The organism is Paracoccus sp. SSK6, assembly GCF_039770665.1.
In the GTDB taxonomy this organism is placed as follows: domain Bacteria; phylum Pseudomonadota; class Alphaproteobacteria; order Rhodobacterales; family Rhodobacteraceae; genus Paracoccus.
In genome coordinates this window covers 102,346-127,754 of the sequence record NZ_JBDPNJ010000005.1, presented here as the reverse complement: position 1 = coordinate 127,754, position 25,409 = coordinate 102,346, and the positions used below count along the sequence as shown (strand labels likewise).

The 25,409-nt window shown below is 67.6% G+C and carries 27 protein-coding genes and 1 tRNA gene; 14 read left to right on the top strand and 14 right to left on the bottom strand.

Translation table 11 applies throughout. From position 1 onward, the window contains the following. Positions 1 to 27: 27 nt before the first annotated feature. The 4 genes from fabZ to lpxB all read left to right on the top strand — a co-directional run bounded on the left by fabZ (position 28) and on the right by lpxB (position 3,318). Complete coding sequence (gene fabZ, locus AAIL68_RS05795; RefSeq protein ID WP_347138644.1) at positions 28 to 507, top strand: 3-hydroxyacyl-ACP dehydratase FabZ; 480 nt, start codon at positions 28 to 30, stop codon at positions 505 to 507. Continuing rightward, positions 500 to 1,288 (top strand): acyl-ACP--UDP-N-acetylglucosamine O-acyltransferase, encoded by a 789-nt coding sequence (gene lpxA / locus AAIL68_RS05790; RefSeq protein WP_347138643.1) that lies wholly within the window; start codon positions 500 to 502, stop codon positions 1,286 to 1,288. Before fabZ ends, lpxA begins: the two co-directional genes overlap by 8 nt. Further along, positions 1,285 to 2,097 (top strand): UDP-2,3-diacylglucosamine diphosphatase LpxI, encoded by an 813-nt coding sequence (gene lpxI, locus AAIL68_RS05785; RefSeq protein WP_347138641.1) that lies wholly within the window; start codon positions 1,285 to 1,287, stop codon positions 2,095 to 2,097. The genes lpxA and lpxI overlap by 4 nt, the downstream gene beginning before the upstream one ends. A 66-nt stretch (positions 2,098 to 2,163) precedes the next feature. Beyond that, entirely contained in the window at positions 2,164 to 3,318 is a 1,155-nt protein-coding gene (lpxB, locus tag AAIL68_RS05780) for a lipid-A-disaccharide synthase (RefSeq protein WP_347138640.1), read from the top strand. On the opposite strand, the gene AAIL68_RS05775 is transcribed toward lpxB, so the two are convergent. Together AAIL68_RS05775 and AAIL68_RS05770 are read right to left on the bottom strand one after the other, a co-directional pair. Next, positions 3,302 to 3,649 (bottom strand): RidA family protein, encoded by a 348-nt coding sequence (locus AAIL68_RS05775; RefSeq protein WP_347138639.1) that lies wholly within the window; start codon positions 3,647 to 3,649, stop codon positions 3,302 to 3,304. The two genes, lpxB and AAIL68_RS05775, sit on opposite strands and share 17 nt — an antisense overlap. 2 nt (positions 3,650 to 3,651) lie before the next feature. Continuing rightward, on the bottom strand, positions 3,652 to 4,407 hold the full coding sequence (locus tag AAIL68_RS05770) for a sulfite exporter TauE/SafE family protein (protein ID WP_347138638.1): 756 nt from the start codon (positions 4,405 to 4,407) through the stop codon (positions 3,652 to 3,654). A gap of 303 nt (positions 4,408 to 4,710) precedes the next feature. On the opposite strand from AAIL68_RS05770, the gene AAIL68_RS05765 reads away from it, so the two are divergent. The 6 genes from AAIL68_RS05765 to AAIL68_RS05740 all read left to right on the top strand — a co-directional run bounded on the left by AAIL68_RS05765 (position 4,711) and on the right by AAIL68_RS05740 (position 11,613). Further along, positions 4,711 to 5,814, top strand: a complete 1,104-nt coding sequence (locus AAIL68_RS05765; protein WP_347138637.1) for an ABC transporter ATP-binding protein — start codon at positions 4,711 to 4,713, stop codon at positions 5,812 to 5,814. Between the two features lie 76 nt (positions 5,815 to 5,890). Then, positions 5,891 to 6,961 (top strand): ABC transporter substrate-binding protein, encoded by a 1,071-nt coding sequence (locus AAIL68_RS05760; RefSeq protein WP_347138636.1) that lies wholly within the window; start codon positions 5,891 to 5,893, stop codon positions 6,959 to 6,961. Positions 6,962 to 7,022: 61 nt separating this feature from the next. Beyond that, positions 7,023 to 8,105 (top strand): ABC transporter substrate-binding protein, encoded by a 1,083-nt coding sequence (locus tag AAIL68_RS05755; RefSeq protein WP_347138635.1) that lies wholly within the window; start codon positions 7,023 to 7,025, stop codon positions 8,103 to 8,105. Between the two features lie 117 nt (positions 8,106 to 8,222). Next, positions 8,223 to 9,299 carry an ABC transporter substrate-binding protein gene (locus AAIL68_RS05750; RefSeq protein ID WP_347138634.1) on the top strand — a complete coding sequence of 359 codons (1,077 nt, stop codon included), beginning with the start codon at positions 8,223 to 8,225 and terminating at the stop codon, positions 9,297 to 9,299. Positions 9,300 to 9,360: 61 nt separating this feature from the next. Further along, positions 9,361 to 10,659: an ABC transporter permease gene (locus AAIL68_RS05745; RefSeq protein ID WP_347138633.1), complete on the top strand. Its 1,299-nt coding sequence runs from the start codon at positions 9,361 to 9,363 to the stop codon at positions 10,657 to 10,659. A gap of 3 nt (positions 10,660 to 10,662) precedes the next feature. Further along, positions 10,663 to 11,613, top strand: a complete 951-nt coding sequence (locus AAIL68_RS05740; RefSeq protein WP_347138632.1) for an ABC transporter permease — start codon at positions 10,663 to 10,665, stop codon at positions 11,611 to 11,613. Positions 11,614 to 11,734: 121 nt separating this feature from the next. On the opposite strand, the gene AAIL68_RS05735 is transcribed toward AAIL68_RS05740, so the two are convergent. The 7 genes from AAIL68_RS05735 to AAIL68_RS05705 form a co-directional block, all read right to left on the bottom strand. Further along, positions 11,735 to 12,679, bottom strand: coding sequence for an AEC family transporter (locus AAIL68_RS05735; protein ID WP_347138631.1), 945 nt, complete (start codon positions 12,677 to 12,679; stop codon positions 11,735 to 11,737). Next, on the bottom strand, positions 12,676 to 13,494 hold the full coding sequence (locus AAIL68_RS05730; protein ID WP_347138630.1) for an MBL fold metallo-hydrolase: 819 nt from the start codon (positions 13,492 to 13,494) through the stop codon (positions 12,676 to 12,678). The genes AAIL68_RS05735 and AAIL68_RS05730 overlap by 4 nt, the downstream gene beginning before the upstream one ends. Further along, positions 13,491 to 14,288, bottom strand: coding sequence for a TatD family hydrolase (locus AAIL68_RS05725; protein WP_347138629.1), 798 nt, complete (start codon positions 14,286 to 14,288; stop codon positions 13,491 to 13,493). The genes AAIL68_RS05730 and AAIL68_RS05725 overlap by 4 nt, the downstream gene beginning before the upstream one ends. Positions 14,289 to 14,291: 3 nt before the next feature. Next, positions 14,292 to 15,398, bottom strand: a complete 1,107-nt coding sequence (locus tag AAIL68_RS05720; protein WP_347138628.1) for a DNA polymerase III subunit delta' — start codon at positions 15,396 to 15,398, stop codon at positions 14,292 to 14,294. Further along, entirely contained in the window at positions 15,395 to 15,991 is a 597-nt protein-coding gene (tmk, locus tag AAIL68_RS05715; protein WP_347138627.1) for a dTMP kinase, read from the bottom strand. The genes AAIL68_RS05720 and tmk overlap by 4 nt, the downstream gene beginning before the upstream one ends. Beyond that, positions 15,991 to 17,136, bottom strand: coding sequence for a D-alanyl-D-alanine carboxypeptidase family protein (locus AAIL68_RS05710; protein ID WP_347138626.1), 1,146 nt, complete (start codon positions 17,134 to 17,136; stop codon positions 15,991 to 15,993). Before AAIL68_RS05710 ends, tmk begins: the two co-directional genes overlap by 1 nt. Before the next feature lie 90 nt (positions 17,137 to 17,226). Then, entirely contained in the window at positions 17,227 to 17,799 is a 573-nt protein-coding gene (locus AAIL68_RS05705; RefSeq protein WP_347138625.1) for a thymidine kinase, read from the bottom strand. Positions 17,800 to 17,934: 135 nt separating this feature from the next. On the opposite strand from AAIL68_RS05705, the gene AAIL68_RS05700 reads away from it, so the two are divergent. After that, complete coding sequence (locus AAIL68_RS05700; protein WP_347138624.1) at positions 17,935 to 19,122, top strand: multidrug effflux MFS transporter; 1,188 nt, start codon at positions 17,935 to 17,937, stop codon at positions 19,120 to 19,122. A gap of 15 nt (positions 19,123 to 19,137) precedes the next feature. On the opposite strand, the gene dusA is transcribed toward AAIL68_RS05700, so the two are convergent. The 5 genes from dusA to AAIL68_RS05675 form a co-directional block, all read right to left on the bottom strand. Beyond that, positions 19,138 to 20,127, bottom strand: a complete 990-nt coding sequence (gene dusA / locus AAIL68_RS05695; protein ID WP_347138623.1) for a tRNA dihydrouridine(20/20a) synthase DusA — start codon at positions 20,125 to 20,127, stop codon at positions 19,138 to 19,140. Between the two features lie 32 nt (positions 20,128 to 20,159). Then, positions 20,160 to 20,234 (bottom strand) — tRNA-Val (locus AAIL68_RS05690). A 53-nt stretch (positions 20,235 to 20,287) separates the two neighbouring features. After that, positions 20,288 to 20,548, bottom strand: a complete 261-nt coding sequence (locus tag AAIL68_RS05685; protein WP_347138622.1) for an HU family DNA-binding protein — start codon at positions 20,546 to 20,548, stop codon at positions 20,288 to 20,290. Between the two features lie 199 nt (positions 20,549 to 20,747). Next, positions 20,748 to 22,607, bottom strand: coding sequence for a DEAD/DEAH box helicase (locus AAIL68_RS05680; RefSeq protein ID WP_347138620.1), 1,860 nt, complete (start codon positions 22,605 to 22,607; stop codon positions 20,748 to 20,750). A gap of 150 nt (positions 22,608 to 22,757) precedes the next feature. Continuing rightward, entirely contained in the window at positions 22,758 to 23,009 is a 252-nt protein-coding gene (locus AAIL68_RS05675) for a DUF2312 domain-containing protein (RefSeq protein ID WP_347138618.1), read from the bottom strand. Positions 23,010 to 23,125: 116 nt separating this feature from the next. Between AAIL68_RS05675 and AAIL68_RS05670 the strand changes: the two genes are divergently transcribed. The 3 genes from AAIL68_RS05670 to AAIL68_RS05660 all read left to right on the top strand — a co-directional run bounded on the left by AAIL68_RS05670 (position 23,126) and on the right by AAIL68_RS05660 (position 25,390). Beyond that, entirely contained in the window at positions 23,126 to 23,350 is a 225-nt protein-coding gene (locus AAIL68_RS05670; protein WP_347138616.1) for a hypothetical protein, read from the top strand. Next, the gene (gene dtd / locus AAIL68_RS05665) at positions 23,350 to 23,799 is read left to right on the top strand and encodes a D-aminoacyl-tRNA deacylase (RefSeq protein ID WP_347138615.1); all 450 of its coding nucleotides are present in this window, start codon (positions 23,350 to 23,352) and stop codon (positions 23,797 to 23,799) included. Before AAIL68_RS05670 ends, dtd begins: the two co-directional genes overlap by 1 nt. Before the next feature lie 349 nt (positions 23,800 to 24,148). Beyond that, the gene (locus AAIL68_RS05660) at positions 24,149 to 25,390 is read left to right on the top strand and encodes a DEAD/DEAH box helicase (RefSeq protein WP_347138678.1); all 1,242 of its coding nucleotides are present in this window, start codon (positions 24,149 to 24,151) and stop codon (positions 25,388 to 25,390) included. Positions 25,391 to 25,409: the final 19 nt, after the last annotated feature.

The following is a 25,409-nucleotide window of genomic DNA, read 5'->3' as shown; positions in this document are numbered from 1 at the left end:
GGGAAGAAACGTCCCGAAGGAACGCCCATGGCCGAAGAAACGCGCGCCCCCGCCCCTTATACCGAGGCCGACCTGTCGCTGATCAAGCGCATCATCCCGCATCGCTATCCCTTCCTGTTCATCGACAAGGTGCGCGACATCGTGCCCCATGAGGGCGGCGTGGGCGTCAAGATGGTCACCAGCAACGAGCCGCATTTCCAGGGCCACTTCCCCGACGAGCCCGTCATGCCTGGCGTCACCATCGTCGAGGCGATGGCCCAGACCTCGGCCGTGATCGTGGGCGTCAGCATGAACATCATCGACAAGCCGCTTGCGACCTATTTCATGGGCATCGACAAGTGCAAGTTCCGCCGCATGGTGGTGCCCGGCGACGTGCTGGAACTGCATTGCAAGGCCCTGCGCGGCGGCGGCAAGATCTGGAAGTTCGAGGGCCGCGCCCTGGTGGACGGCCAGCTTTGCGCATCCGCCGAATTCACCGCCATGATGGCGCTGAAGACCGATGGCTGACAGCCTGATCCACCCTAGCGCCGTGATCGAGAACGGCGCGCAGATCGGTGCGGGTGTCCAGATCGGTCCCTTCTGCGTGGTGGGACCACGGGTGCGGCTGGCCGACGGGGTGGTCCTGAAATCCCACGTCGCCATCGCGGGCGACACGGCGATCGGCGAGGGCACGGTGGTCTTTCCCTTCGCCTCGATCGGCGAGGTGCCGCAGGATCTGAAGTTTCGCGGAGAGGACGTGCGGCTGGAGATCGGTGCGCGCAACCGCATCCGCGAATATGTCACCATGAACCCTGGCACCGAGGGCGGGGGCGGCGTCACCCGCGTTGGCAATGACGGGCTGTTCATGGCGGGCTGCCATGTGGGACACGACTGCCAGTTGGGCGACCGGGTGATCCTGGTCAACAACGCCTCGCTGGCCGGGCATTGCCACCTGGACGACGACGTGATCGTCGGCGGGTTGTCGGGCGTGCATCAGTTCGTGCGCATCGGCCGCGGCGCGATGATCGGCGCGGTGACGATGGTGACGGCGGACGTGATCCCCTTCGGCCTGGTGCAGGGCCCGCGCGGGCATCTGGACGGGCTGAACCTTGTGGGCCTGAAGCGCCGGGGCGCGAGCCGGGCCGATATCGTCGAACTGCGCGAGATGCTGGACAAGCTGGGCGGCGGCAGCTTTCGCGACACCGCCCGCCACTTGGCCGAAGGCGAGACGGGGGGCATGGTTCGCGACGTGCTGGACTTCATCCTCGGCCCCTCCGACCGCAGTTTCCTGACCCCGAAACCCGCATGAGCCGCACCGCCGTCATCGCGGGCCAGGGCGCGCTTGCCCCCGCCGTCATCGCCGCGCTGGACGCGCCGCTGGTCTATGCCCTTGACGGCTTCGCGCCCGAGGGGGTTGAGGCACAACCGTTCCGGTTGGAGCGGCTGGTGCCGTTTCTGGACAGCCTGCTGGATCAGGACGTGTCGCGCGTCATTTTCGCCGGCGCGATCCGCCGCCCGCGCCTTGACCCCGAACTCTTCGACAACCGCACCGCGCAACTGGTGCCGCGCATCATGATGGCGATGCAGTCGGGCGACGACGGTGCCTTGCGCGCGGTGCTGGATGTGTTTCAGGAACACGGGCTGGCCATCGCCTCGGTCGCCGATGTCGCGCCCGGCCTGATCCCCGGCGAAGGGGTGCTGGCGGGCGAGCCTTCCGCCGCCGACCGGCGCGATGCGGAACGGGCCGCGCTGATCCACGCGACGCTGGGGCCGCTGGACGTGGGGCAGGGGAACGTGGTGGCGCAGGGCCAGTGTCTTGCCATCGAAACCCTGCCGGGGACCGAGGCGATGCTGGAATTCGCCGCCCGCCATGCGGGCTTGCGGCCCAATCCCAAGGGCGCGAAGGGCGTGTTCTTCAAGGCCCCGAAGCCCGGCCAGGACATGCGCATCGACCTGCCGACGCTTGGTCCCGACAGCGTGACCCAGGCCGCCGCGGCAGGCTTGGCGGGCATTGCGTGGCAGGCGGGCGGGGTGATCCTGCTGGACCGGGACGAGGCCATCCGGCGCGCGGAAACGGCGGGGTTGTTTTTGTGGGCGATGCCGGTTTCGGGTATTTAGACAAAGAAGAAACCGGCTTCTTCTTTGCACAAATACCCACAGGACATCAGCAACGGGGTGACTCGCATGAAGTTCTTCCTGATCGCGGGCGAGCCCTCGGGCGACCAGTTGGGCGCGGCACTGATGGCGGGGCTGCGCGAGCTTGTCCCCGACGTGGAAGTCGTGGGCATCGGCGGCGAGGCGATGACGGCCCAGGGGCTGGACAGCCTGTTCCCCATGGGGGAGCTGAGCGTCATGGGCATCTGGGAGGTGCTGCCGAAATACCGCCACCTGAAACGCCGCATCGCGGAAACCGCCGCCCGCGTCGTGGCCGAGAACCCCGACGCGCTGATCGGCATCGACAGCCCGGATTTCTGCCTACGCGTGGCCCGCGCCGCTCGCGCGGAACGGCCTGATCTGCGGACGATCCATTACGTCGCGCCCTCGGTCTGGGCCTGGCGGCCGGGGCGGGCGCTGAAGATGGCCGAGGTGATCGACCACGTGCTGGCGATCCTGCCCTTCGAGCCGCCCCTGATGCAGGCGGCGGGCATGAGTTGCGATTTCGTGGGCCACCCCATCGCCACCGCCCCCGTCTCCGGTCCCGATGACGCCGCGCTGTTTCGCGCGGGCCACGGCATCGCGCCCGACAGCCCCGTGGTCCTGTGCCTGCCCGGATCGCGCGGGGGCGAGGTCGCGCGCCTGCTGCCCCGGTTCGGAGAGGCGCTGGCGGATCTGCGCCATCATGTGCCCGACATGCAGGTGGTGCTGCCGACCGTGCCGGGCGTTGCGGGTCAGGTGCGCCACCTGACCGCGCAATGGCCTGTCCGGCCCCTGGTGGTCGAGGACGCCGACCTCAAGCGCGCGGCATTCGCGGCCGCCGATCTGGCGCTGGCGGCGTCGGGCACGGTCAGCCTGGATCTGGCGGCGAACCGGGTGCCGATGGTGATCGGCTATGACATGGCGCCGCTGAGCCGGATTCTGGTCGGGATGCTGCTCAAGACCGATACGGTGACGCTGGTCAATCTGGTCAGCGACACGCGTGCCGTGCCCGAGTTCCTGGGCCGCGACTGCCAGCCCGTGCCGATGGCGCAGGCGCTGCTGCGCATCCTGCAGGATGACGTGGCCCGGCAGGCCCAACTGGATGCGATGGACCTGACCATGGACCGGCTGGGCAAGGGGGGCGAGGCGCCGGGCCTGCGGGCGGCCCGGTCCGTGTTGCGGGCGGTTACAGGACCGCGGTGACGATCACCTCGACCTTGTAGTCGGGCGTGGCGAGCTTCGCCTCGCCCGTGGCGCGGGCAGGGGTGTGGCCCTGCGGTACCCAGGCGTCCCAGACGGCGTTCATTTCCGCGAAATCCGCCATGTCGGCCAGCCAGATCTGGGCGGATACGATGCGGGTCTTGTCGGTCCCGGCCTCGGCCAGAAGGCGGTCCACCTGTTCCAGCACCACGCGGGTCTGGTCGGCCACCGACGCGCCCGGCTCGCCCACTTGGCCCGCCAGCCAGACGATACCATTTGCGATGACCGCCTGGCTCATGCGCGGGCCGGTCTCGATGCGTTTGATGTCGCTCATGTTCATGCTCCTTGAATGAGACGCCAGAAGAAGATCGCGGTCATGCCGAAGCCGATGGCGGCGATCAGCAGGCGCAGGATGTGGCGCGGGATGCGCCGGGCCAGGGGCGCACCGGCATAGCCGCCCGCGATGGTGCCCGCCGCCATGATCGCGGCCGGCCCCCAGGCCACGGCGCCGCCCGCCGCGAAGACGGCAAAGGCCACCGCCGACAGCGCGAAGGACAGCCAGCATTTCAGCCCGTTCATCGCGTGCAGGTCGGTCATGCCCCACATGGCGAAGACCGCCAGCAGCACGATGCCCAGCCCGCCGTTGAAATATCCGCCATAGATCGCGACGGGCAGCAGGATGCCCAGGCCGAAGGGCGTGACCACCGACCGCCACCGCGACGCCGCCCGCCGCACGTCATCGGCGAAATAGAAGACCAGCGTCGCCGCCAGCAGCAGAAAGGGCACCAGGGCCGAGAAGGCCTTGTTCGAACTGACCAGCAGCAGCCCGCTGCCGATGGCCCCGCCGATCATCGCCCAGGCCGTCAGCCGCAGGAAGGGCGCGTCGTGGATGCCGCGGATGTCGTCCCGGAAGGCGATGGCCGCCGACAGATAGCCCGGCAGCGCGGCGATGGTGCTGGTGGCATTGGCCGCCACCGGCGGGATGCCGATGAAGACCAGGGTGGGAAAGGTGATGAAGGTGCCGCCACCAGCGACCGCGTTCAGCATTCCGCCAAGCAGCCCGGCGGCAAACAGCAGGGCAGCGTCCAGCATGGGCGGCCTTCCGATGGGATGACGGCCTGACCGGCCGCGGATTCGCGTTGGCCGGGACGCTAGCGGCAGGGTTGCAAAGGCACAAGCCCCGCCCTTGGCCCGCCCTTGCGCCCGCCCTTGCGCCCGTCGTGATCTGCCCGGGGTTGCGGCAGGGATGCCGATTGCTCGGGCTGCGGCGTCCGGCGCATGGAAGCGACTCCCGGAGGCCCAGAAATGTCGCAAACGGTGTTGCACTGATGCCAAGCGCGGGCTTAACGTGCGGAGGCGCTGAACAACGAAAACCAGAAACAGGGGGAGCGCCTTTTGCTGGACGACCGCCACGGCGATAGCTTCGTCGCCTTTGAACATGTGCAGAAAAGCTATGACGGACAGACGCTTGTCGTCAAAGACCTGAACCTGTCCATCGGCAAGGGAGAGTTTCTGACCATGCTTGGGCCGTCAGGGTCCGGCAAGACCACCTGCCTGATGATGCTTGCGGGCTTCGAGACCGCGACTCATGGGGAAATCCGTCTGGCCGGGCGGCCGATCAACCAGGTGCCGCCGCACAAGCGCGGCATCGGCATGGTGTTCCAGAACTATGCCCTGTTTCCGCACATGACCGTGGGCGAGAACCTGTCCTTCCCGCTGGAAGTCCGGGGCATGTCGAAATCCGACCGCGAAACCCGCATCGCCCGCGCGCTGGACATGGTGCAGATGGGCAAGTTCGCCAACCGCCGCCCCGCGCAGCTTTCGGGCGGCCAGCAGCAGCGCATCGCCCTGGCCCGCGCCCTGGTCTTCGACCCGGAACTGGTGCTGATGGACGAACCGCTGGGCGCGCTGGACAAGCAGTTGCGCGAACACATGCAGTTCGAGATCAAGCACCTGCACGAACGCCTTGGAATCACGGTGGTTTACGTCACCCACGACCAGGGCGAGGCTCTGACCATGTCGGACCGCGTGGCGGTCTTCAACGACGGCCGGATCCAGCAGCTTGCCGCCCCCGCCGACCTGTACGAACGTCCCGAAAACAGCTTCGTCGCCCAGTTCATCGGCGAGAACAACAAGCTGCCCGGCACGGTCGAGGAACTGTCGGGCGACAAGGCCCTGGTGCGTCTGGCGACCGGAGAGCTGATCGACGCCACCCCCGTGAACGTGACCGCCAAGGGCCAGCAGACGCTGGTGTCCATCCGCCCCGAGCGGGTCGAGTTCAAGCCCGAGATGATGCCTCCCGGCGCCCACATGATCGGCGCCGAGGTCTGCGACGTGATCTATATGGGCGACATCCTGCGCGCCCGGCTGAAGGTCGCGGGCAGCGCCGACTTTGTCATGAAGATGCGCAATACCATCGGCCAGACCCGGCTGGAGCCGGGCCAGCAGATCAGGATCGGCTGGCATCCGGCCGATGCCCGCGCGCTGGATCCCGTCTGAGGTTCCGCGCGGCGCCCGCATGTTGCGGGCCAAGAATGACGGCGAATGCCGCATGTCCCTGCAGTTGGAGTCATAGATGAAGAAGACGCTTGCCCTTACCACCGCGCTTGGCCTGATCGCCTGTCCCGCGTTGGCCGATGTGAACCTGCTGTCCTGGGGTGGCGCCTATGGCAACAGCCACCGCGAAGCCTATGTGAAGCCCTTCGAGGCCGAGACGGGAATCAAGGTGACGATGGCCGATGCCGACAACCCGGCCACGCCTATCAAGGCCATGGTCGAGGCGGGCAACGTGACCACCGACGTGGCATCGGTCGAATATGCCGACGCAGTGCGCCTGTGCGACGAAGGGCTGCTGGAGGAGATCGACCCCGCCATCCTGGTCGCGGCCGAGGACGGGACCGCCGCGGCGGACGACTTCATCGACGGCGCGGTCACGGATTGCTTTGTCGCCACGGACGTTTATTCGATGGTCCTGGCCTATGACGACAGCAAGTTCCCCGACGCCAAGCCCACGACGCCCGCGGATTTCTTCGACCTGGAGAAATTCCCCGGCAAGCGCACCATGCGCAAGGGCGCCAAGTTCAACCTGGAATTGGCCCTGATGGCGGATGGCGTGCCTGCCGCCGAAGTCTATGAAACCTTGGGCACGCCCGAAGGCGTGGACCGCGCCTTCGCCAAGCTCGACACCATCAAGAACAACGTGATCTGGTGGGAAGCGGGCGCGCAGCCGCCGCAACTGCTGGCCGATGGCGAGGTCACGATGGCCTATGCCTTCAACGGCCGGATCTTCAACGCGGCCCAGGACGAGGGCAAGCCCTTCAAGATCATCTGGGACGGCCAGATCTATGAGATGGAAGGCTGGGTCGTGCCGAAGGGCGCCAAGAACCTTGAGGATGCGCTGAAGTTCGTGGCCTGGACGACCTCGCCCGCGCCGCAGGCCCGTGCGGCCGAATTCATCAGCTATGGCCCCCCGCGCCGCTCCGCCGCCGCCCTGGTCGGCAATGTCGAGGGATCGGACGTGCCGATGGGCCCGAACCTGCCCACGACCGAGGCGAACATGACCAACGCGCTCGGCTCGAACCTGGATTTCTGGGTCGATCACGATGCCGAGCTGAACGAGCGCTTCAACAGCTGGCTGGCCAGCTGACCTGAACCATAGGGGTGCCGCATCGCTGCGGCACCCCATCAACAGAACGGGGGAGGGAAACATGACAGGACGACTGATCGCGGGGGCGGCGCTGACGCTGCTGGCGGCAGGCGCCGCCACGGCGCAGGACCGCTCGATCAACATCACGACCTATGGCGGCGCCTTCGGCCAGGCGCTGAACGAATCGCTGGTCAAGCCTTTCGCGCAGGAAACGGGCATCGCTGCCACGATGGTGGACAATGACGATCCCCCCGCCAAGCTGAAGGCCGAGGTCGAGGCGGGCAATGTCACCAGCGCGATCTATGACGTGGAACAGTCCGACGTGATCGCGCTCTGCGACGAAGGGCTGATCGAACCGATCGACCCGGCGATCCTGCAGCCGGGCGCGGACGGATCGGCGGCGGCCGACGACTATCTGCCGCAGGCGCTGCATGAATGCGCGACCGCGATCATGGTCTGGTCCACGGTGATCGCCTATGACACCGAAGCCTTCCCCGACGCGGCCCCGACTACGGTCGCGGATTTCTTCGATCTTGAAAAGTTTCCGGGCAAGCGCGGCATCATCAAGCGCCCCAAATACGCGCTGGAATTCGCGCTGCTGGGCGACGGCGTCGCCCCCGACCAGGTTTACGAGGTTCTGTCCACCGATGAAGGCGTTGACCGCGCCTTCGCCAAGCTGGACAGCATCAAGGACCAGGTGGTCTGGTGGGAAGCCGGGGCCCAGGCGCCGCAACTGCTGGCCGACAAGGAGGTGTCGATGACGCTGGCCTATAACGGCCGGATCTTCGATTCCATCGTGGGCGAGGGCAAGCCCTTCGCCTTCGTCTGGGACGGCGCCAACCTGGACATGGACTACTGGGTTGTGCCGCGCGGGGCGCCTGACCACGAGGCCGCGATGGAATTCATCGCCTATGCCTCGAACCCGCAGCGGCAGGCGGATCTGTCGAAATACATCGCCTATGGCCCGCCGCGGAAATCGGCCGCCCCCAGCGTCGGCACCTACAAGGACGGCAGCACCGACATGACGCCCTATCTGCCGACGACGCCGGAAAACGCCGAACGTGCGCTTGTGAACGATGCGGGCTTCTGGGCCGACCATGGCAGCGAACTGACCGAGCGGTTCAACAGCTGGCTCGCCGGCTGACCGGACGGGGAAGGCGGGACATCCGTTCCGCCTGGCCCGAAGGGTCGGGAACAACCCGCCCCGCAAGGGGCCAAGACCAAGGGGCGCGGCCCCATTCGTCAACGGGAGAACAAGAACGTGAAAACCATTCTGGTCCTATCCACCGCCCTTGCGGGCATGGCCTTCGCGGCAACCGCCCAAGAGGTCAATGTCGTGTCCTGGGGCGGCGCCTACGAGGTCAGCCAGGTCGAGGCTTATAACAAGCCCTTTACCGAAAAGACCGGCATCAAGACCAACATGATCGCCGCCGACGACCCCGCGACGCCGCTCAAGGCGCAGGTCGAGGCGAACAACGTCACCGGCGATGTCTTCGACGTGGCGATGGCCGATGCGATCCGCATGTGCGACGAAGGCGCCCTGATGGAGTTCGATCCGGCCGACCTGCCCGCCGGCGCCGACGGAACCCCCGCTGCCGAGGACTTTGTTGACGGATCGCTTTCGGATTGCGCGGTGGGCAACATCGTCTGGGGAACCGTGATCGGCTACGACAAGACGAAGTTCCAGGGCGAAGTGCCGAAAACGGCTGCGGATTTCTTCGACACGGCCAAGTTCCCCGGCAAGCGCGGCCTGCCCAAGGCGCCCAAGCGGACGCTGTATCTGGCGCTGATCGCCGATGGCGTGGGGGCGGACCAGATCTATGACACGCTGTCCACGCCCGAGGGCGTTGACCGGGCCTTCGACAAGCTGGATACGATCAAGGGCGATGTCGTCTGGTGGGAAGCCGGGGCACAGCCGATGCAACTGCTGGCCGATGGCGAGGTCGCCATGACCACCGTCTATAACGGCCGCATCTTCGACGCGATGGTGGGCGAGGGCAAGCCCTTCGACGTGATCTGGGATGGGCAGTACCTTGAGATCAACGCCTTCGTGGTTCCCAAGGACGCCCCCCATCCCGAAGCCGCCTTGGAATATGTCAAGTTCGCGACCGGAACCCAGCCCCTGGCCGATCAGGCGAAATACATCGCCTATGGCCCGGCGCGCAAATCCTCGGCCCCGCTGGTCGGGATGTACCAGGACGGCACGACCGAGATGGCGCCGCACATGCCGACCGCGCCGGACAACATGAAAACCGCCGTCGTGGACGACCCGGAATTCTGGGCCGACCACGATGCGGAACTGTCCGAACGCTTCAACAGCTGGCTGGCCGGTTCCTGAATCCAGACGACCGCCGCCGTCCTGACCTGCGGGACGGCGGCCCTGAACCTACGGGGAATACATGGCGAACGCTCTTGATCCGCACGCCGCCATTGCGACCACGGCCACCGGCCTGACCGACGGGGCCTTGCGGACCGCCGATGGCAGGCCGCTGGTGCGCGCATTGGCGCGGTCGCAATCGCTGGCCCGCCGTCGCGCCTTTCTGCTGGTGCTGCCGCTTCTGGCCTTCATCCTGATCACCTTCGTGGTCCCGATCGGGCAGATGCTGCAGCGGTCCTTCTATAACGACGGCTTTTCGGCCAACATGCCGCAACTGTCGCAATGGTTCGCCGAAAACCCGCGCGGAACCGACCCCGACGAGGCCGCCTGGGCGGCGCTTGCCGCCGACCTGCAGGCCGCGGCCGAGGGGCGCACCATCGGCGTGGTCGGCACCCGCATCAACTATGACGTGCCGGGCACCCGATCGCTGTTCACCTCGACCGGCCGGCAGGTGCGGCGCGGGCTTGAGCCGCCCTATCAGGCCGCGTTGCTGGACATCAACAAGGACTGGGGCAGCCCCCGGCTGTGGTCCGCCATGCGCGAGGCGTCAAGCCCCGTCACCGGCAACTTCTACCTGGCCGCCGTGGACCGCAAGCGCGCCGACGACGGCAGCATCGAGAAGGTCGAGCCGCGCCAGCAGGTCTATGTGATGCTGTTCATGCGCACCTTCTGGCTGTCGCTGGTCATCACCGCCACCACCTTTGTGCTGGGCTTTCCCATCGCGCATCTGCTGGCCACGCTGCCGATGCGCAAGTCGAACCTGCTGATGATCCTGGTGCTGCTGCCCTTCTGGACCTCGCTTCTGGTCAGGACCACAAGCTGGATGGTGCTGTTGCAGCAGCAGGGCGTCATCAACGACATCCTGGTCTGGCTGGGCGTGATCGGGGGCGGCGGGCGGCTGCAGATGATCTATAACCAGGCGGGCACGATCATCGCCATGACCCATATCCTGCTGCCCTTCATGATCCTGCCGCTTTATTCCGTGATGCGGACGATCAACCCGTCCTATGTCCGCGCCGCGCGGTCCCTGGGCGCGACAAGCTGGACCGCGTTCCGCCGGGTCTATTTCCCGCAGACGCTGCCGGGGCTGGGGGCAGGGGCGCTTCTGGTCTTCATCCTGGCCGTGGGCTACTACATCACGCCCGCGTTGGTCGGCGGATCCTCGGGCCAGCTCATTTCCAACATGATCGCGATGCACATGACCGATACGCTGAACTGGTCGATGGCCGCCGCGCTTGCCGCGCTGCTGCTGGGCGCGGTCCTGCTGCTCTACTGGGTGTATGACCGCATGGTCGGCATCGACAACCTGAAGCTGGGGTGATCCATGGCTGTTCCGACCTATGCAAGCCCGCTGGAGCGCATCTGGCACTATGCCTATCTGGTGATCTGCGGGCTGATCTTCTTCTTCCTGATCGCGCCCATCGTGGTCATCATCCCGCTGTCCTTCAACGCCGAGCCCTATTTCACCTTTACCGACCGGATGCTGTCCTTCGACCCCGAGGGATACAGCCTGCGCTGGTATCGCAGCCTGCTGACCTTCGGGATGCAGAACCCGGACGCCACAGGCTGGGCCTTCTGGTCGGATGTGTGGCACAACGCGAACTGGGTGAAGGCCGCGAAGAACTCGATCATCATCGGGGTGGCCTCGACCATCGTGGCGACGGTGCTGGGGACGCTGGCCGCGCTTGGCCTGTCGCGCCCCGAGATGCCGTTCCGCCGGGCGATCATGGCGATCCTGATCTCGCCCATGATCGTGCCGCTGATCATCACCGCGACGGGGATGTTCTTCTTCTATTCGAACCCTTGCGAGATGCTGGGCGTCTTCGGCCTGCCCACCAACTGCGGGCGGCTGGCGGGCACCTATCTGGGCGTGATCCTGGCGCACGCGACGCTGGGGATCCCCTTCGTCATCATCACCGTGACCGCGACGCTGGTGGGCTTCGACCAGTCGCTGAACCGGGCGGCGGCGTCGCTGGGGGCCAACCCGCGCACCACCTTCTTCCGCGTGACCATGCCGCTGATCCTGCCGGGCGTGATCTCGGGCGCGCTGTTCGCCTTCGTCACTTCGTTCGATGAGGTCGTAGCGGTGCTGTTCATCGCAGGACCGGAACAGCAGACCATCCCGCGGCAGATGTGGAACGGGATACGCGAGCAGATCAGCCCCGCGATCCTGGCCGTGGCGACGCTGCTGGTGATCTTTTCCATCGCGCTGCTGACCACGGTCGAACTGCTGCGGCGTCGGTCCGAGCGGATCCGGGGCGTGACGCCGCGCTAGACAAGCTGGGACTTCACGTCCCCACTCGGGCCTGCCGGCCCCTTCCTCGCTGAAAAAGGTCCAGTGGATCTTTTTCCGGGCGCTCGGAAGCCCCGTGGGGTATTTAAGCCAAAGTGAAAGATCAGGGCAGGATCGCCAGCCACATCCAGATCGTGGCGACCGAGATTGCCGTGGCGATCAGCACCGTTGTCGCGGCAACGCGCTTGGCGGCGCCGTAGAGGTTCGCGAACAGATAGGCGTTCACTCCCGGCGCCATCGCGGCCGTCATAACCGCAGACCGCAGGCCCGCATCGTCCAGGCCGGTGATCCGGCCAAGGGCATAGACGATGCCGGGATGGACCAGCAGCGAACAGGCGCAGCACATGGCGATGGCGCCCGTGTCGCCTTCGGGGCGATAGCGGTAGAGGACGCCGCCCAAACCGAACAAAGCGGCGGGCAGGGCGGCGTCGGCGATCATGCCCACGGCGGCCCAGAAGCCCTCGGGCATGACAAGCCCCGCCTGGGTCAGCACGTTCATCGACACGCCCGTCAGGATGCCGATCACCAGTGGCGTCCGCAGCACCCCGGTCACGGCGCGCAGGGCCACGCGGCCGACCGACAAGCCGCTGCCATGGGCGCGCGTGAACTCCATCACCGTGATGCCGAAGGTGTAGAGCAGGGGCGAATGGATCGCGATGATCGCCCAGTTGCCCGACAGCGAGCCGGGGCCATAGGCGCGCTCCATGATCGGGATGCCCAGCAGAAGGCTGTTGGAAAACAGGCAGGTGAAGCCGATCGCCACGCAGTCCATCGGTGGGCGATGGAAGACGAACCGCGCCCCTGCCCAGCCGATGAGGAAGCTGGAAAAGGCGCCGATATAGAAGGGCAGCAGCAGGGCGGGCCGGAACTCGGCCCCCAGGTCCAGCCGCGACATGGACGCGAACAGCAGCGTGGGCGCGGCGAAGTTCTGGGCGAAGACCATCAGCCCGTCCACCGCGCTTTCGCGGAAGATGCCGCGCCAGGCCACCAGATAGCCGAAGCCCACGATCAGGAAGACCGGGACGATGATGTTGAACAGCGCGCTCATAGCGCGGCGGGATGGTCGGGTGTGTCCGATGTGGCCTCGATCACCATGCCGTCGAAAGCGGGGGTGATGTGGTCCGGCGTGGTGGCGGCAACGGTGGCATAGTCCATGTCGATATGCATGTTGGTCAGCACGCCGCGCGGACATTCGGACCGCGCGATCCAGTCGAGCGCCTGGGCCAGGTGGGCATGGCTGGGATGAGGCTGCGGGCGCAGGGCGTCGCAGACAAAGACCTCGGCCCCGTGGATCAGCGGCCAGGCGGCCTGCGGAATGTCGGACACGTCGGGCAGATAGACCAGCCCGCCGATGCGCAGACCCAGGGCGGTAATTTCGCCATGCTGGACGCGGAAGGGGATCAGCGTGACGGAGCCGCCGGGGCCGTCCACGGCAATGGGACCGTCGATCAGGTGCAGGTCGCAAATGGGGGTGTAGTAGCTGCCGGGCGGGGTCTTGAAGATATAGCCGAAGCGGTCCAGCAACTGTTCCGACGTGGGCATGTCGGCCCAGGCGGGGATCAGGCGGCCGGCGTTGAAGGCCACCTGCCGCAGGTCGTCGATGCCGTGGATATGGTCTGCATGGGCGTGGGTATAGACCACGGCGTCCAGCGTCGCCACGTTCGCGTCCAGCAATTGTGGCACCAGGTCGGGGCCCGTGTCGATCAGCACCTGCGTCACGCCGCCGGGACCGGGGCGTTCCACCAGCAGCGAACAGCGGCGGCGGCGGTTTTTCGGCTCGGCCGGGTCGCAGGCGCCCCAGCGGTTCCCCAGGCGCGGCACGCCGCCCGACGACCCGCAGCCCAGGATCGTGGCGCGGATCATGCCGCAGCTTTCGAAAACAGCCGGTCGAAATTGGCCGAGGTCTGGGCGGCGAACCGGGCGTAGTCCATCCCGAAGACCTCGGCCACGATGGCGGCGGTCTTGGCGACATAGGCGGGTTCGTTGCGCTTGCCGCGATGCGGGGGCGGGGCAAGATAGGGGCTGTCGGTTTCGACCAGGATGCGGTCCACCGGGGCTGCGGCGAAGATCGCGCGCAGATCGGCGGATCGCGGGAAGGCCGTGATGCCCGACATCGACAGGTAGAAGCCCAGGTCCAGCGCCGTCTGCGCCAAGGCGGCGCCAGAGGTGAAGCAGTGCATGACGCAGGAGAAGGCACCGGCGCGGTGTTCTTCGGTCAGGATGCGGGCCATGTCGTCGTCGGCGTCGCGGGAATGGATGATGAGCGGCAGGCCGGTGCGGCGCGCGGCCTCGATATGGATGCGCAGGCTTTCGGCCTGCTGCGCGGCGCTGTCGGCGGTGTAGTGGTAATCGAGACCCGTCTCGCCGATGCCCACGAACTTCGGATGGGCGGACAGGGCGACAAGCTGGTCCACCGTCGCCATCGGCTCGTCCGCCACGCTCATCGGGTGGGTTCCGGCGGCATAGAATACGCTGTCGAAGCGTTCGGCCAGGGCGCGCACCTGCGGTTCCTGGCGCAGGCGGGTGCAGATCGTGACCATGCGGGTGACGCCCGCCGCCCGCGCACGGTCGATCAGGGCGTCGTGTTCGCCGTCGAAGTCGGGGAAATCCAGATGGCAATGGCTATCGACGATCGGCGTGGGGGCCGCTTGGGACATGGATCAACCTTTGGCTGGCAGGGCGGATCGCGCGGGCGGCAGATGCGCCAGTTCGATCAGCATATCCATCACCAGCGCGGCAGGGTCAAGGTTGACGGCCCGGCCGGTGCGGGCGCGGGCGGAGAGGCGGGCCTGCGCATCGGCCCAGGCACGCGCGGCCTGGTCGTCGGGGGACAGGCGGGCCAGCAACGCGCCTTCGCCGCGCGCGGCCTGGGGCAGGGGCGGCCCCATCAGGCCTGCGCGGGCGGTGCGGGTCAGGAAGCGGTCCAGAACGGTCATGGTCAGGTCGAAGGGATCGCCGTCGGCCCCGGCGCGTCCCGCCGCGCCTTCGGCAAAGGCCGCCGCGCGGGGACGGTCCAGCCGGGGCAGGGTGGCCATCAAGTCCACCAGTTCCTGATAGCGGTCGAGGCCCCCCTGACCCGCCAGCCGCAGCGCCTCGCCCACCGATCCGTCGGAAAGTGCGGCGAGCGCCTCGGCATCCTCGTCGATGCCCAGATGGGCCAGGACATTGCCCATCTGTGTGGGGTTCAGCGGCGACAGGCGCAGGGTGCGGCAGCGGGACCGAATCGTGGGCAACAGACCCGCAGGCTGGTGGGCGACTATCAGGATCAGCGCGTCGGCGGGCGGTTCCTCCAGCACCTTCAGCAGGGCATTGGCGGCGGCCAGGTTCATGTCGTCCGCGGCGTCGATGATGGCGATGCGTCGCCCGCCCTCGGCTGCGGACAGGTGGAAGAAGGACAGGAGCCTGCGGATCTCGTCCACGGTGATCTGCGCGGACAGGCGCCCCGCCTTGTCGTCCCAGGGGCGGCGGACCAGATGCAGGCGCGGTTCCGACAGGGCGGCGATGCGCCGCGCCTCGGGCGTGTCGGCTGCGCCAAAGGGGCCGGTTGCCCCCGACAGCATCCAGCGGGCGATGGCCCAGGCGAGCGTCGCCTTGCCGGTGCCGCGCGGGCCGGTCAGCAGCCATGCGTGATGTAGCCGCCCGCCTTGCGCGGCTTCCATGAATTCGGCGATGGCGCTGTCCTGGCCGATCACGCGGTCCGTGTGGCGCGGATGGGGGGCGCCGGGAACGCGGTCGGCTTCGGGGGCGTCGTCGGGATCGGTCTTCACAGCGCGGCCCGGATGCGGGCGGCGACATCGGCTTCGCTGCCGCTGCCGTCGATCAGCCGGACGCGCGCCGGGAATTCGTCGGCCAGGGCACGAAAGCCCTGCGCAAGCCGCCGCTGGAAATCCAGGCCCAGGCTTTCGAACCGGTCCTCGGCCCCGCCGCGCGCCTTGCCCCGGCCAAGGGCGGTGGCCGGATCAAGGTCGATCACGAAGGTCAGGTCCGGCTCCACGCCAATCGCCAGATCGTGCATCCGGTCCACAAACCCGCGCAGATCCCCCCGTGTGACGCCCTGATAGACACGCGTGCTGTCGGCAAAGCGGTCGGTGATGACGGTCTGCCCGGCGGCCAGGGACGGGCGGATGGTGCGTTCCAGGTGATCGCGGCGGGCGGCGGTGAACAGCAGGCATTCGGTTTCAGCCGACCAGCGTTCGCCCGCGCCTTCCACCAGCAGGCGGCGGATCTCCTCGGCCCCCGGACTGCCGCCGGGCTCTCGGGTCAGGACGACATCGCGGCCTTCCGCGCGCAGGGCCTCGGCCAGCAGGCGGGCCTGGGTGGACTTGCCGCAGCCGTCGATCCCCTCGAAGCTGATGAACATCAAAGGCCGGCGGCCTCGACCGCCTTGTGGCCAAGCCGCATCACGGCGCCCTTCATCCGGCCCGCGAAGCCTGCCTCGGGCACGTCCTCGGCAGCCAGCAGGGGGGTCACGGCGTCCTGGGTGCCGGGGACGGACACGACCAGCCGACCGATCTGGTCGCCCTTGGCGATGGGGGCAGGGATGGGAGAATCATAGACCGCCTCGACCTTGACCTGGTCCTTGGCGCCCGCAGGCACCAGCACGTTGACGCCATCCTTGGTAGTGAGCCCCACGCGGGACTGCGTGCCCAGCCAGACCGGGGCTTCCAGCACCGTGTCGCCTGCGGGCACCAGCGTTTCCATGCTGAACTGGCGGAAGGCCCAGTTGGTGATCCGTTCCGCTTCCTCGGCCCGCGCGGTCTCGGACGGCAACCCGCTGATCACGAAGATCACGCGCCGCCCGTCCTGGACCGCCGACCCGACAAGGCCATAGCCCGCTTCCTGCGTGTGGCCGGTCTTCAGCCCGTCGGCGCCGATGCCCAGCTTCAGGATCGGGTTGCGGTTGAAGCGGTTCGACGGCACCCGGTCCATGTAGCGGAACTCGGTCAGCGCGAAGTCGCCGTAATATTGCGGGAAGTCCCGGATGATGTGCATCGCCAGCATTCCCAGATCCTCGGCCGACATGACGTGTCCCTCGGCGGGCCAGCCGGTCGAGTTCTTGAAGACCGAATGCTTCAGCCCCAGCGTCCTGGCGCGTTCGGTCATCTGGCGGGCAAAGGCTTCCTCGGTCCCCGCCAGACCTTCGGCCAGGACCACGCAGGCGTCGTTCCCGGACAGCACGATCACGCCCTTGATCAGCTGTTCCACGGTCGGCATGTCGCGGGGTTCGACGAACATCTTGGACCCGCCCATCTGCCAGGCGCGGGTGGACACGGGCAGGGTGTCGGTCATCTTCAGCCGACCGTTCTGCAGCGCCTCGAACACCATGTAGAGCGTCATCAGCTTGGACATCGAGGCAGGCGGGATCGGCACATCGGCGTTCTTCGACATCAGCACGGTGCTGGTGTTCACGTCGTAAACCCAGGCCGCCGTCGCATTGGTTTCGAACGCCCGCACCGGGGCGGCCAAGCACAAAAGGGCAAGAAGCCGCAGCAGGAAGATGCGCATGGAAAGTCCTTTGCCTGTTTGGGGCCGATGGTTACAGCAAGCCCCGGCCCGTCGCAACGCGGGGCATAGAGCCTGCGATGGAATTGATGGTCAGTTTCCCGTGGCCTCGCGCCAGTGGCGGCGGCAGAGCGAGACATAGGTTTCGTTGCCGCCCACCTGCACCTGCGCCCCTTCGGTGATCGCGCGGCCTTCTTCGTCGCGGCGGATCACCATGGTGGCCTTCTTGCCGCAATGGCAGATCGTGCGGACCTCGCGCATGTCGTCGGCCAGGGCCAGCAGGGCGGCCGATCCGGGGAACAGCTCGCCCCGGAAATCGACGCGCAGGCCATAGCACATGACGGGGATGCGCAGGTCGTCGGCCACGCGCGCCAACTGCCAGACCTGGGCGGGCGACAGGAACTGCGCCTCGTCCACGAAGACGCAGGCGCAGTCCGCGCCGCGCGCTTGGATCAGCGCGAACATGTCGGTGTCAGCGTCGAAGGTCAGGGCCTCGTCGCTGATGCCGATGCGGCTGGCGATGACCCCCTGGCCCGCGCGGCTGTCGATGGCCGCCGTCAGCAGCAGCGTCTGCATACCCCGTTCGCGATAGTTGTAGGACGCCTGCAGCAGCAGCGTGCTCTTGCCCGCGTTCATGGTGGAATAGTGGAAATACAGCTTGGCCATGCGGCCCCATAGCGCCCGGCCGAAGCAGCAGCAAGGGTTGCGGCAGGCCGCGCCGGATGGCAAAAGACTGCAGGCGGCGGTCACATCCATCAGCGCGGTTCCGCGCTGCCTTTCCACATGTAATCAGGTTCTCCGATGCGCGATCCCCTGTTCCGCATGGCCCTTGTCCTGGGCGTTCTGTCCGCCGTCGGTCCCTTTGCGATCGACATGTACCTGCCCGCGCTGCCGCAGGTGGCGGCCGACCTTGGCACGACCGAGGCGGGCGCGGCGCTGACGCTGACATCCTATTTCATCGTCTTCGGCATCGCGCAGATGATCTATGGCCCGATGGCCGATGCGGTCGGGCGCAAGAGGCCGCTGGTGATCGGGGTGGCGATCTTCACCCTGGCCACGGTCGCGGCTGCCTTGGCGCCCACCATCGGCTGGCTGATCGCCGCCCGTGCCATGCAGGGCCTGGGCGCGGCCACGCTGATGGCCGTGCCGCGCGCGGTGATCCGCGACGTGGCGACCGGCCCCGAGGCCGCGAAGGTGATGTCCACCATCATGATCGTCATCGCCGTGTCGCCGATGCTCGCGCCCCTGACGGGATCGCTGATCATGGCCTGGGGCGGCTGGCGAGAGATCTTCGCCGTTCTAGCCGTCGCGGCGCTCATCAGCCTTGCCCTGATCCTGTTCGTCCTGCCCGAGACGCTGGCCCCCGAACACCGCCGCCCCGTCAGCCTGGCACCGATGCTGTCGGGCGCGCGCCGCCTGCTGACCGACCGGCGCTTCATGGGGCTGACGATGATCGGAGGCTTCGGGATGGCCAGCTTCTTCGTGTTCCTGTCCTCGGCCAGCTTCGTCTATACCCGGCAATACGGGCTGTCGCCCGCGGGCTTTTCGCTGGCCTTCGCCGTCAACGCCATCGGCTTCTTCACCGCATCACAATTCGCGGGACCGATGGCGCAAAGGCACGGAATGGAGCGGGTGATTTCCCTTGCCATCACCGGATTCGCCGGGATCATGGTCGCCCTGGCGCTGATCGTCTGGCTGGGGATGGATGCGCTGCCGGTCGTCATGGCGGGGCTGTTCCTGGGCAATGCCTGCCTGGGGCTGGTCATGCCCACGGCCATGGTCATGTCGCTGGACCCCCATCCCGACATCGCGGGACTTGCATCCTCGCTGGGCGGGACGTTCCAGATGCTGACCGGGGGCGTGATGATCGCGCTGACCGGCCCCTTCATGGACAACAGCGCCGCCAGCATGGTGACGGCCATCGCGCTTTGCGCGGCCCTGGCCTGGGCTGCCGCCGCCGCATCCCTGCCGCGCCTGCGCCTGGCATGAACGGCGGCTTGCCGGTCAGGCGGCCAGTTGCGTGACCTGCCGCAGGGCGGTGTCATAGACCCCGATCCCGCCCCGTGACGCGCCTTCGGACAGGGTGCGCTTCCAGCCGCGCGCGCCGGGCATTCCGTGGAACAGTCCCAGCATGTGCCGCGTGATCTGGTGCAGGCGTCCGCCCCCTGCCAGATGGGCGGCGATGTAAGGCCGCATCGCCTGCGCGACCTGTTCCGGGCTGCCAAAGGGCGGCGTGTCGCCCCACAGCCGGTCGGCCCCGCCCAGGATGTCCCAAGGCTGGTGATAGGCCGCGCGCCCGACCATCACCCCGTCCATGACCTGCAAGTGGCCGCGAACGGCGTCGAAGCTGGCGATGCCGCCGTTGATCGACAGGTGCAGGCCGGGAAAGTCCTGCTTCATGCGGTGGACCAGAGGATAGTCCAGCGGGGGAATGTCGCGATTCTCCCTGGGGCTGAGCCCCTGCAGCCAGGCCTTGCGCGCATGGACCGCGATGCGGCGGACCCCTGCGGCGCGCATGGTCTCAAGAAAGGCGGGCAGCACATCCTCGGGCACCTGGTCATCGACGCCGATGCGGCATTTGACCGTGACCTCGACGGGGCTTGCCTCGATCATCCGCGCCACGCATTCCGCCACAAGGCCGGGGGTCTTCATCAGCACCGCCCCGAAGCAGCCCGATTGCACCCGGTCGCTGGGACAGCCCACGTTCAGGTTGATCTCGTCATAGCCCCAATCCGCCGCGATCCGGGTGGCCACCTCAAGTTCCGCCGGATCCGAGCCGCCCAGCTGCAGCGCCAGCGGATGTTCGGCGGCGTCGTAATCCAGCAGCCGGTGGCGGTCACCGTGAATGATCGCGGGCGCCGTCACCATTTCGGTATAAAGCAGCGCGCGGCGCGACATCAGGCGGTGGAAAACGCGGCAATGCCGGTCGGTCCAATCCATCATGGGCGCGATGGACAGGCGCGCGGCGTCAGTCGGGCTGGAGATTTTCGACATGAACCGCAATCGTGACGGCAAAGGGGGGAAGATGGTGGGTGATAACGGATTTGAACCGCTGACATCTTCGATGTGAACGAAGCGCTCTACCGCTGAGCTAATCACCCGTGCGCGCAGCATCTAGCAGGCGGGTCAGGGGACCGCAAGGGCGAATCGCACGTCAATCGACGGATCGCAGCACCGATTGCCGGGTGCTGGCGGGGCGGCGGCGCAGGCGCAGGGTGATGATCTCTCCGCCCCGCTGGTCGCGTTCCAGATTGACGCGCGCCCGGCCAAGCGGCGGCACGGCAAGCGTTTCTCCGGCTGACAGCGCCTTGCCAAGCTGGGCCAGGGTCGCCTCGATGATGGGACGGGCATCGGCCTTCTTGGCGCCGCTGGCCGCGACGACGCGGTCGACGAAATCCTTTTTCTGAAGAACCATGGCAGGTTGCGGGTTGCGCGGAGCGCCCGCACCATCCCCGTCCGGGGAAGAAACACGTTTGATCATCACTGGAACTCCGACGGAACTAGAACATCCAGTTCAGCGTGAGACCGATTTGACCCACGGTCAACATTATTCTTGACTGAGATCAGGTGATCGAGGGGCAGGCCGCGCATCCGGTGGGACGCACGGCTGGCCTTCAGCGGTCGTTCCGGCGGGGTTTTCCGCCGCTTTTCGGGGCCGCGAACTTGCCGCGATCCTTTCCGGCGGGCTTCGGCGCACCCTTGCGGAAGCCGCCGGGCTTGTCGGGGCGGGCACCATCGCGGGCGGGCTTGGCCTTGGCCTTTTCCTCGGTCGTCCAGCGAGCCTTGCGGGGCTTGGCGGGCGCGTCGCCCTGGACTTCGGCGCGTTCGGGCCTTTTCCACTCGCCTTCGGGCTTGCGGCGGGCGGGACGCTCGGCCGGGCGGGGGGCGCGTTCCAGATCGGGCTCGCCTTCCAGGCGGCGCATGGTCAGGCCCGGCTCAAGCTCCATCGACTTGCCGAACTTGCCGGCCTGGGCCACCGCGATCTGCACGAAGGTCTCGTCCTGGCGCACGCGGATCGCGCCGATGGCGTCGCGGTTGATGCCGCCGCCGTCGCAGATCTTGGGCAGAAGCCAGCGGGCCTCGGCCCGGCCGGTATGGCCGACGGAAAGCTGGAACCACACCGCCTCGCCAAAGGGAGGGCGTTCGCGGGCGGCGGCAGGCGCGCGGTCCTGCAGCACGGTCAGTTCCTCGGGCGCGGGGCGGCCTTCGCGCCACAGACGGATGAAGGCCTGCGCCAGCCGGTCCGGCCCGAAGCGGTCCAGGAGATCGGCGGCAAGCGCGGCCTCGTCATCCGATTCGGCGTGCAGCGCCGGATGGTCCAGCATCCGGCTGTCGTCGCGCGCCCGCACCTCGTCGGCCGAGGGCGCGGGGCCCCAGGCCGCCTCGACCCGCGCGCGCTTCAGCAGCATCTGCGCCTTGCGGACCTCGGACGGCATCACGATCAGGGCGGACACGCCCTTGGCGCCAGCCCGCCCGGTGCGGCCCGAACGGTGCAGCAGGGTTTCGGAATTGGTCGGCAGGTCGGCATGGATCACCAGTTCCAGCCCCGGCAGGTCGATGCCGCGCGCGGCCACATCGGTCGCCACGCAGACCTGCGCCCGCCCGTCGCGCAGCGCCTGCAGCGCGTGGGTGCGTTCCTGCTGGCTCAACTCTCCCGACAGCGCCACGGCCTTGAAGCCGCGGTTTGCCATGCGGGCCAGCAGGTGACTGACATTGGCGCGGGTCTTGCAGAAGATGATCGCGGTCCGCGCCTCGTGCAGGCGCAGGATGTTGAAGATCGCGGGCTCGCGGTCGCGGGCGGCGACGTTGAAGGCGCGGTACTCGATGTCGCCATGCTGGCGCGATTCGCCCTGGGCCGCGATCCGCAGCGCGTCGCGCTGGAAGGTGGTCGCCAGATGCTCGATCGCAGGAGGAACCGTGGCCGAGAACATCAGCGTGCGGCGGTCTTCAGGGGCGGATTCAAGGATGAATTCCAGATCCTCGCGGAAGCCCAGGTCCAGCATCTCGTCCGCTTCGTCCAGGACGGCCACCCGCAGGGCGGAGAGATCCAGCGACCCGCGTTCGATATGGTCGCGCAAGCGGCCGGGGGTGCCCACGACGATATGGGCGCCGCGTTCAAGGGCGCGGCGTTCGCCGCGATAGTCCATGCCGCCCACGCAGGTGGCGATGCGGGCACCGGCCTGGCCGTAAAGCCAGCCCAGTTCCGCCGCGACCTGCAGGGCCAGTTCGCGCGTCGGCGCGATGGCAAGGCCCATGGGCGCCACCGCGTCGGGCAGCGCGTCGCCGTCCAGCAGTTGCGGCGCGATGGCCAGGCCGAAGGCCACGGTCTTGCCCGATCCGGTCTGCGCCGAGACCAGCATGTCGCGGCCCGCCGCGTCGCTTTCCAGGACCGCCTGTTGAACCGAGGTCAGGCTGGCATAGCCCTTGGCCGCCAGCGCCGCGGCCAAGGGCGCGGCAATCGTATTGTCTGTCATAAACTTCGCCAGAAAAAGGGGTGCCTTACACCCGAGTGAGGGCACCGCGATCCTTGCGACAGACATCTCCCCGCGTCCGCCGCCCTGGACATCAGGGCCGAAGGGGCGGCTTCTAGGCGAACGGAACGGGGAAGTCAAAGGAAATGGGCGTCAGCCCATGCCAAGCGCCTGCTTGTACATCTCCAGGATCGCCTCTTCCTCGGCGATGTCGTCGCGGTCGCGCTTGCGCAGGGCCACGATCTTCTTCATCACCTTGGTGTCGTATCCGCGGGCCTTGGCCTCGGCCATCACCTCTTTCTGGCGTTCGGTGATGTCCTTCTTTTCCGCTTCCAGCTGCTCGAATTGCTCGATGAACTGGCGCAGTTCGTCGGCGGCGACGCTGTAGGCCTGGTCGTCCATCATCGGGTTTTCCTTCCGTTTGATCCTGTCCCGTCCTTGGCGGCACCTGTTAGGCGGTCTTGCCGCGCGGCGCAATCGCCGCTAGGGCGCAAGGTAGAAACATCGGCGGGGTTGGTGCGATGACGGTTTTCGACGGGCTGATCTGGGGCGGCGCGGCGCTGACGCTGGCGGGCGTCGCGGCATTGGCCTGGTGCATCGTGACGGTGGCCCGCGCGCGTCGGGCGGGCCTTGACGATGCCGCGATGCGCGAGCGGATGCGCGGTGTCCTGGCGGTCAACATGGGGGCGCTGGCGGTGTCGTTCTTCGGGCTGCTGCTGGTCGTCACCGGGATCGTGCTGGGCTGATGCGCGCCCTCATCCAACGCGTGGCCGAGGCCTCGGTCGAGGTTGACGGCGCCACCATCGGCCGCACCGGGCCGGGCCTCTTGGTGCTGGTCTGCGCCATGGCGGGCGATGACGAGACCGCCGCCGACAAACTGGCCTTGCGGGTGGCGAAACTGCGCATCTTCCGCGATGACCAGGACCGGATGAACCGATCGCTGCTGGATACCGGCGGCGGCGCCCTGGTCGTCAGCCAGTTCACCCTGGCCGCCGATACCCGCACCGGCAACCGCCCCGGCTTTTCATCCGCCGCCGCGCCCGAGGATGGGCGGCGGCTTTACGAACGCTTTGCCGAAAGCCTGCGCGCGCAGGGGATCGCGGTCGAAACCGGCAGCTTCGGCGCCGACATGAAGGTGCGGCTGGTCAATGACGGGCCGGTGACGATCTGGCTGGACACGGCGGATCGCGCTTGACTTGCAGACCGTGAAGGCCCATGTGGGTCCAGTCGTCGCCCGCTGCCGCGTGAGCAGCCGCGTTTTTCGCCCCAGGGCCCGGCACCCATTCCAGTTTCCCATTCACGCGGGGAGGCTTGCGGGCACCCTATCGCGCCCGCATCCCTGCTGAACGCCGCGCATTGGACGCGGCCATTGCCTTGCGTCCGATACGGGGGACGCGGGAACCGAGAGTTTGATGGACAACAACAATACCCGCCGCCCTTCCCGAGGCCAAAAGCCCCGCCCTCGCAACCTGCCCCATTTCGACGCCAACGAAGGCCGCCGCGCGCCTGCCCGCGACCCGCTGCCCACCGGCCCCTTTGCGGACATGGGCATCGACCACCGCATCAACGCCAATATCGCGGCCATCGGCCTGACCAAGCCCACGCCGATCCAGTCCGAGGCGATCCCCGCTGTCGTCAAGGGCCGCGACGTGCTGGGCCTGGCGCAGACCGGCACCGGCAAGACGGCGGCCTTCGGCCTGCCGATGCTGACCCGGCTGATCAACTTCGGCAAGAAGCCCGACCCCAAGACCTGCCGTGCGCTGATCCTGGCGCCGACGCGCGAACTGGCCACCCAGATCGCCACCAATATCGACGCCTATGCCGAAGGCACGCCGATCCGCAGCTTCCGCGTGGTGGGCGGTGCGTCCATCAACGTGCAGACCGAACGGCTGTCGCGCGGCGTCGATGTGCTGATCGCCACGCCGGGCCGGTTGATGGACCTGATCGACCGCCGCGCCATCAGCCTTGAGGCCACGACCTATCTGGTCCTGGACGAGGCCGACCAGATGCTGGACATCGGCTTCATCCACACCCTGCGTAAGATCGCGCGGATGCTGCCGAAGAACCGCCAGACGCTGCTGTTTTCCGCCACCATGCCCAAGCTGATGGAGGAACTGGCCGACACCTACCTGACCGATCCGGTGCGTGTCGCCGTGAACCCTCCGGGCCAGGCGGCCAAGAAGATCGAGCAGGGCGTGCATTTCGTCAACCAGGGCGACAAGGCCACGCTGCTGGCGGAATACCTGGCGAAGCATCCGGGCGAGCTGGCGATGGTCTTTGGCCGCACCAAGCACGGGTCGGAAAAGCTGGCGAAGCTTTTGGAGAAATGGGGCTTCGCGGTCGCAGCGATCCACGGCAACAAGAGCCAGGGCCAGCGGGAACGCGCATTGGACGCCTTCCGCAAGGGGCAGACGCAGGTGCTGGTGGCGACCGACGTGGCGGCACGGGGGCTGGATATCCCCGAGGTCGCGCATGTCTATAACTACGACCTGCCGAACGTGCCGGAAAACTATGTCCACCGCATCGGCCGGACCGCGCGCGCGGGCCGCGACGGGCGCGCCGTGGCCTTCTGTGCGCCTGCCGAGGTGGGCGAGCTGCGCGCCATCGAAAAGGCGATGAAGGCGCCGATCCCAGTGATCGGCGGCGAGGTTCCTGCGGGGCCGATCCCTTCGGCGCGTCCGCAGGGCGGCCGCGGGCAGGGCATGGGCAAGCCAATGGGCGCGGGCGGGAACAAGCGTCCGGCGCGCCGTCCCTCGCGCCAGCCGAAAAGCCGGCAGGCTTCTTGATGCCGGGGGCGGCGGGTCG

Coding starts and splice junctions, on each gene's coding strand:
- lpxI (WP_347138641.1), top strand. CDS start 1,285: ATGAGCCGCACCGCCGTCATCGCGGGCCAGGGCGCGCTTGCCCCCGCC.
- AAIL68_RS05725 (WP_347138629.1), bottom strand. CDS start 14,288: ATGTCCCAAGCGGCCCCCACGCCGATCGTCGATAGCCATTGCCATCTG.
- AAIL68_RS05740 (WP_347138632.1), top strand. CDS start 10,663: ATGGCTGTTCCGACCTATGCAAGCCCGCTGGAGCGCATCTGGCACTAT.
- AAIL68_RS05730 (WP_347138630.1), bottom strand. CDS start 13,494: ATGATCCGCGCCACGATCCTGGGCTGCGGGTCGTCGGGCGGCGTGCCG.
- dusA (WP_347138623.1), bottom strand. CDS start 20,127: ATGTCGAAAATCTCCAGCCCGACTGACGCCGCGCGCCTGTCCATCGCG.
- fabZ (WP_347138644.1), top strand. CDS start 28: ATGGCCGAAGAAACGCGCGCCCCCGCCCCTTATACCGAGGCCGACCTG.
- AAIL68_RS05745 (WP_347138633.1), top strand. CDS start 9,361: ATGGCGAACGCTCTTGATCCGCACGCCGCCATTGCGACCACGGCCACC.
- AAIL68_RS05670 (WP_347138616.1), top strand. CDS start 23,126: ATGACGGTTTTCGACGGGCTGATCTGGGGCGGCGCGGCGCTGACGCTG.
- AAIL68_RS05775 (WP_347138639.1), bottom strand. CDS start 3,649: ATGAGCGACATCAAACGCATCGAGACCGGCCCGCGCATGAGCCAGGCG.
- lpxB (WP_347138640.1), top strand. CDS start 2,164: ATGAAGTTCTTCCTGATCGCGGGCGAGCCCTCGGGCGACCAGTTGGGC.
- AAIL68_RS05705 (WP_347138625.1), bottom strand. CDS start 17,799: ATGGCCAAGCTGTATTTCCACTATTCCACCATGAACGCGGGCAAGAGC.
- AAIL68_RS05675 (WP_347138618.1), bottom strand. CDS start 23,009: ATGATGGACGACCAGGCCTACAGCGTCGCCGCCGACGAACTGCGCCAG.
- AAIL68_RS05760 (WP_347138636.1), top strand. CDS start 5,891: ATGAAGAAGACGCTTGCCCTTACCACCGCGCTTGGCCTGATCGCCTGT.
- AAIL68_RS05755 (WP_347138635.1), top strand. CDS start 7,023: ATGACAGGACGACTGATCGCGGGGGCGGCGCTGACGCTGCTGGCGGCA.
- AAIL68_RS05700 (WP_347138624.1), top strand. CDS start 17,935: ATGCGCGATCCCCTGTTCCGCATGGCCCTTGTCCTGGGCGTTCTGTCC.
- AAIL68_RS05710 (WP_347138626.1), bottom strand. CDS start 17,136: ATGCGCATCTTCCTGCTGCGGCTTCTTGCCCTTTTGTGCTTGGCCGCC.
- AAIL68_RS05685 (WP_347138622.1), bottom strand. CDS start 20,548: ATGGTTCTTCAGAAAAAGGATTTCGTCGACCGCGTCGTCGCGGCCAGC.
- dtd (WP_347138615.1), top strand. CDS start 23,350: ATGCGCGCCCTCATCCAACGCGTGGCCGAGGCCTCGGTCGAGGTTGAC.
- AAIL68_RS05770 (WP_347138638.1), bottom strand. CDS start 4,407: ATGCTGGACGCTGCCCTGCTGTTTGCCGCCGGGCTGCTTGGCGGAATG.
- tmk (WP_347138627.1), bottom strand. CDS start 15,991: ATGTTCATCAGCTTCGAGGGGATCGACGGCTGCGGCAAGTCCACCCAG.
- AAIL68_RS05680 (WP_347138620.1), bottom strand. CDS start 22,607: ATGACAGACAATACGATTGCCGCGCCCTTGGCCGCGGCGCTGGCGGCC.
- AAIL68_RS05660 (WP_347138678.1), top strand. CDS start 24,149: ATGGGCATCGACCACCGCATCAACGCCAATATCGCGGCCATCGGCCTG.
- lpxA (WP_347138643.1), top strand. CDS start 500: ATGGCTGACAGCCTGATCCACCCTAGCGCCGTGATCGAGAACGGCGCG.
- AAIL68_RS05735 (WP_347138631.1), bottom strand. CDS start 12,679: ATGAGCGCGCTGTTCAACATCATCGTCCCGGTCTTCCTGATCGTGGGC.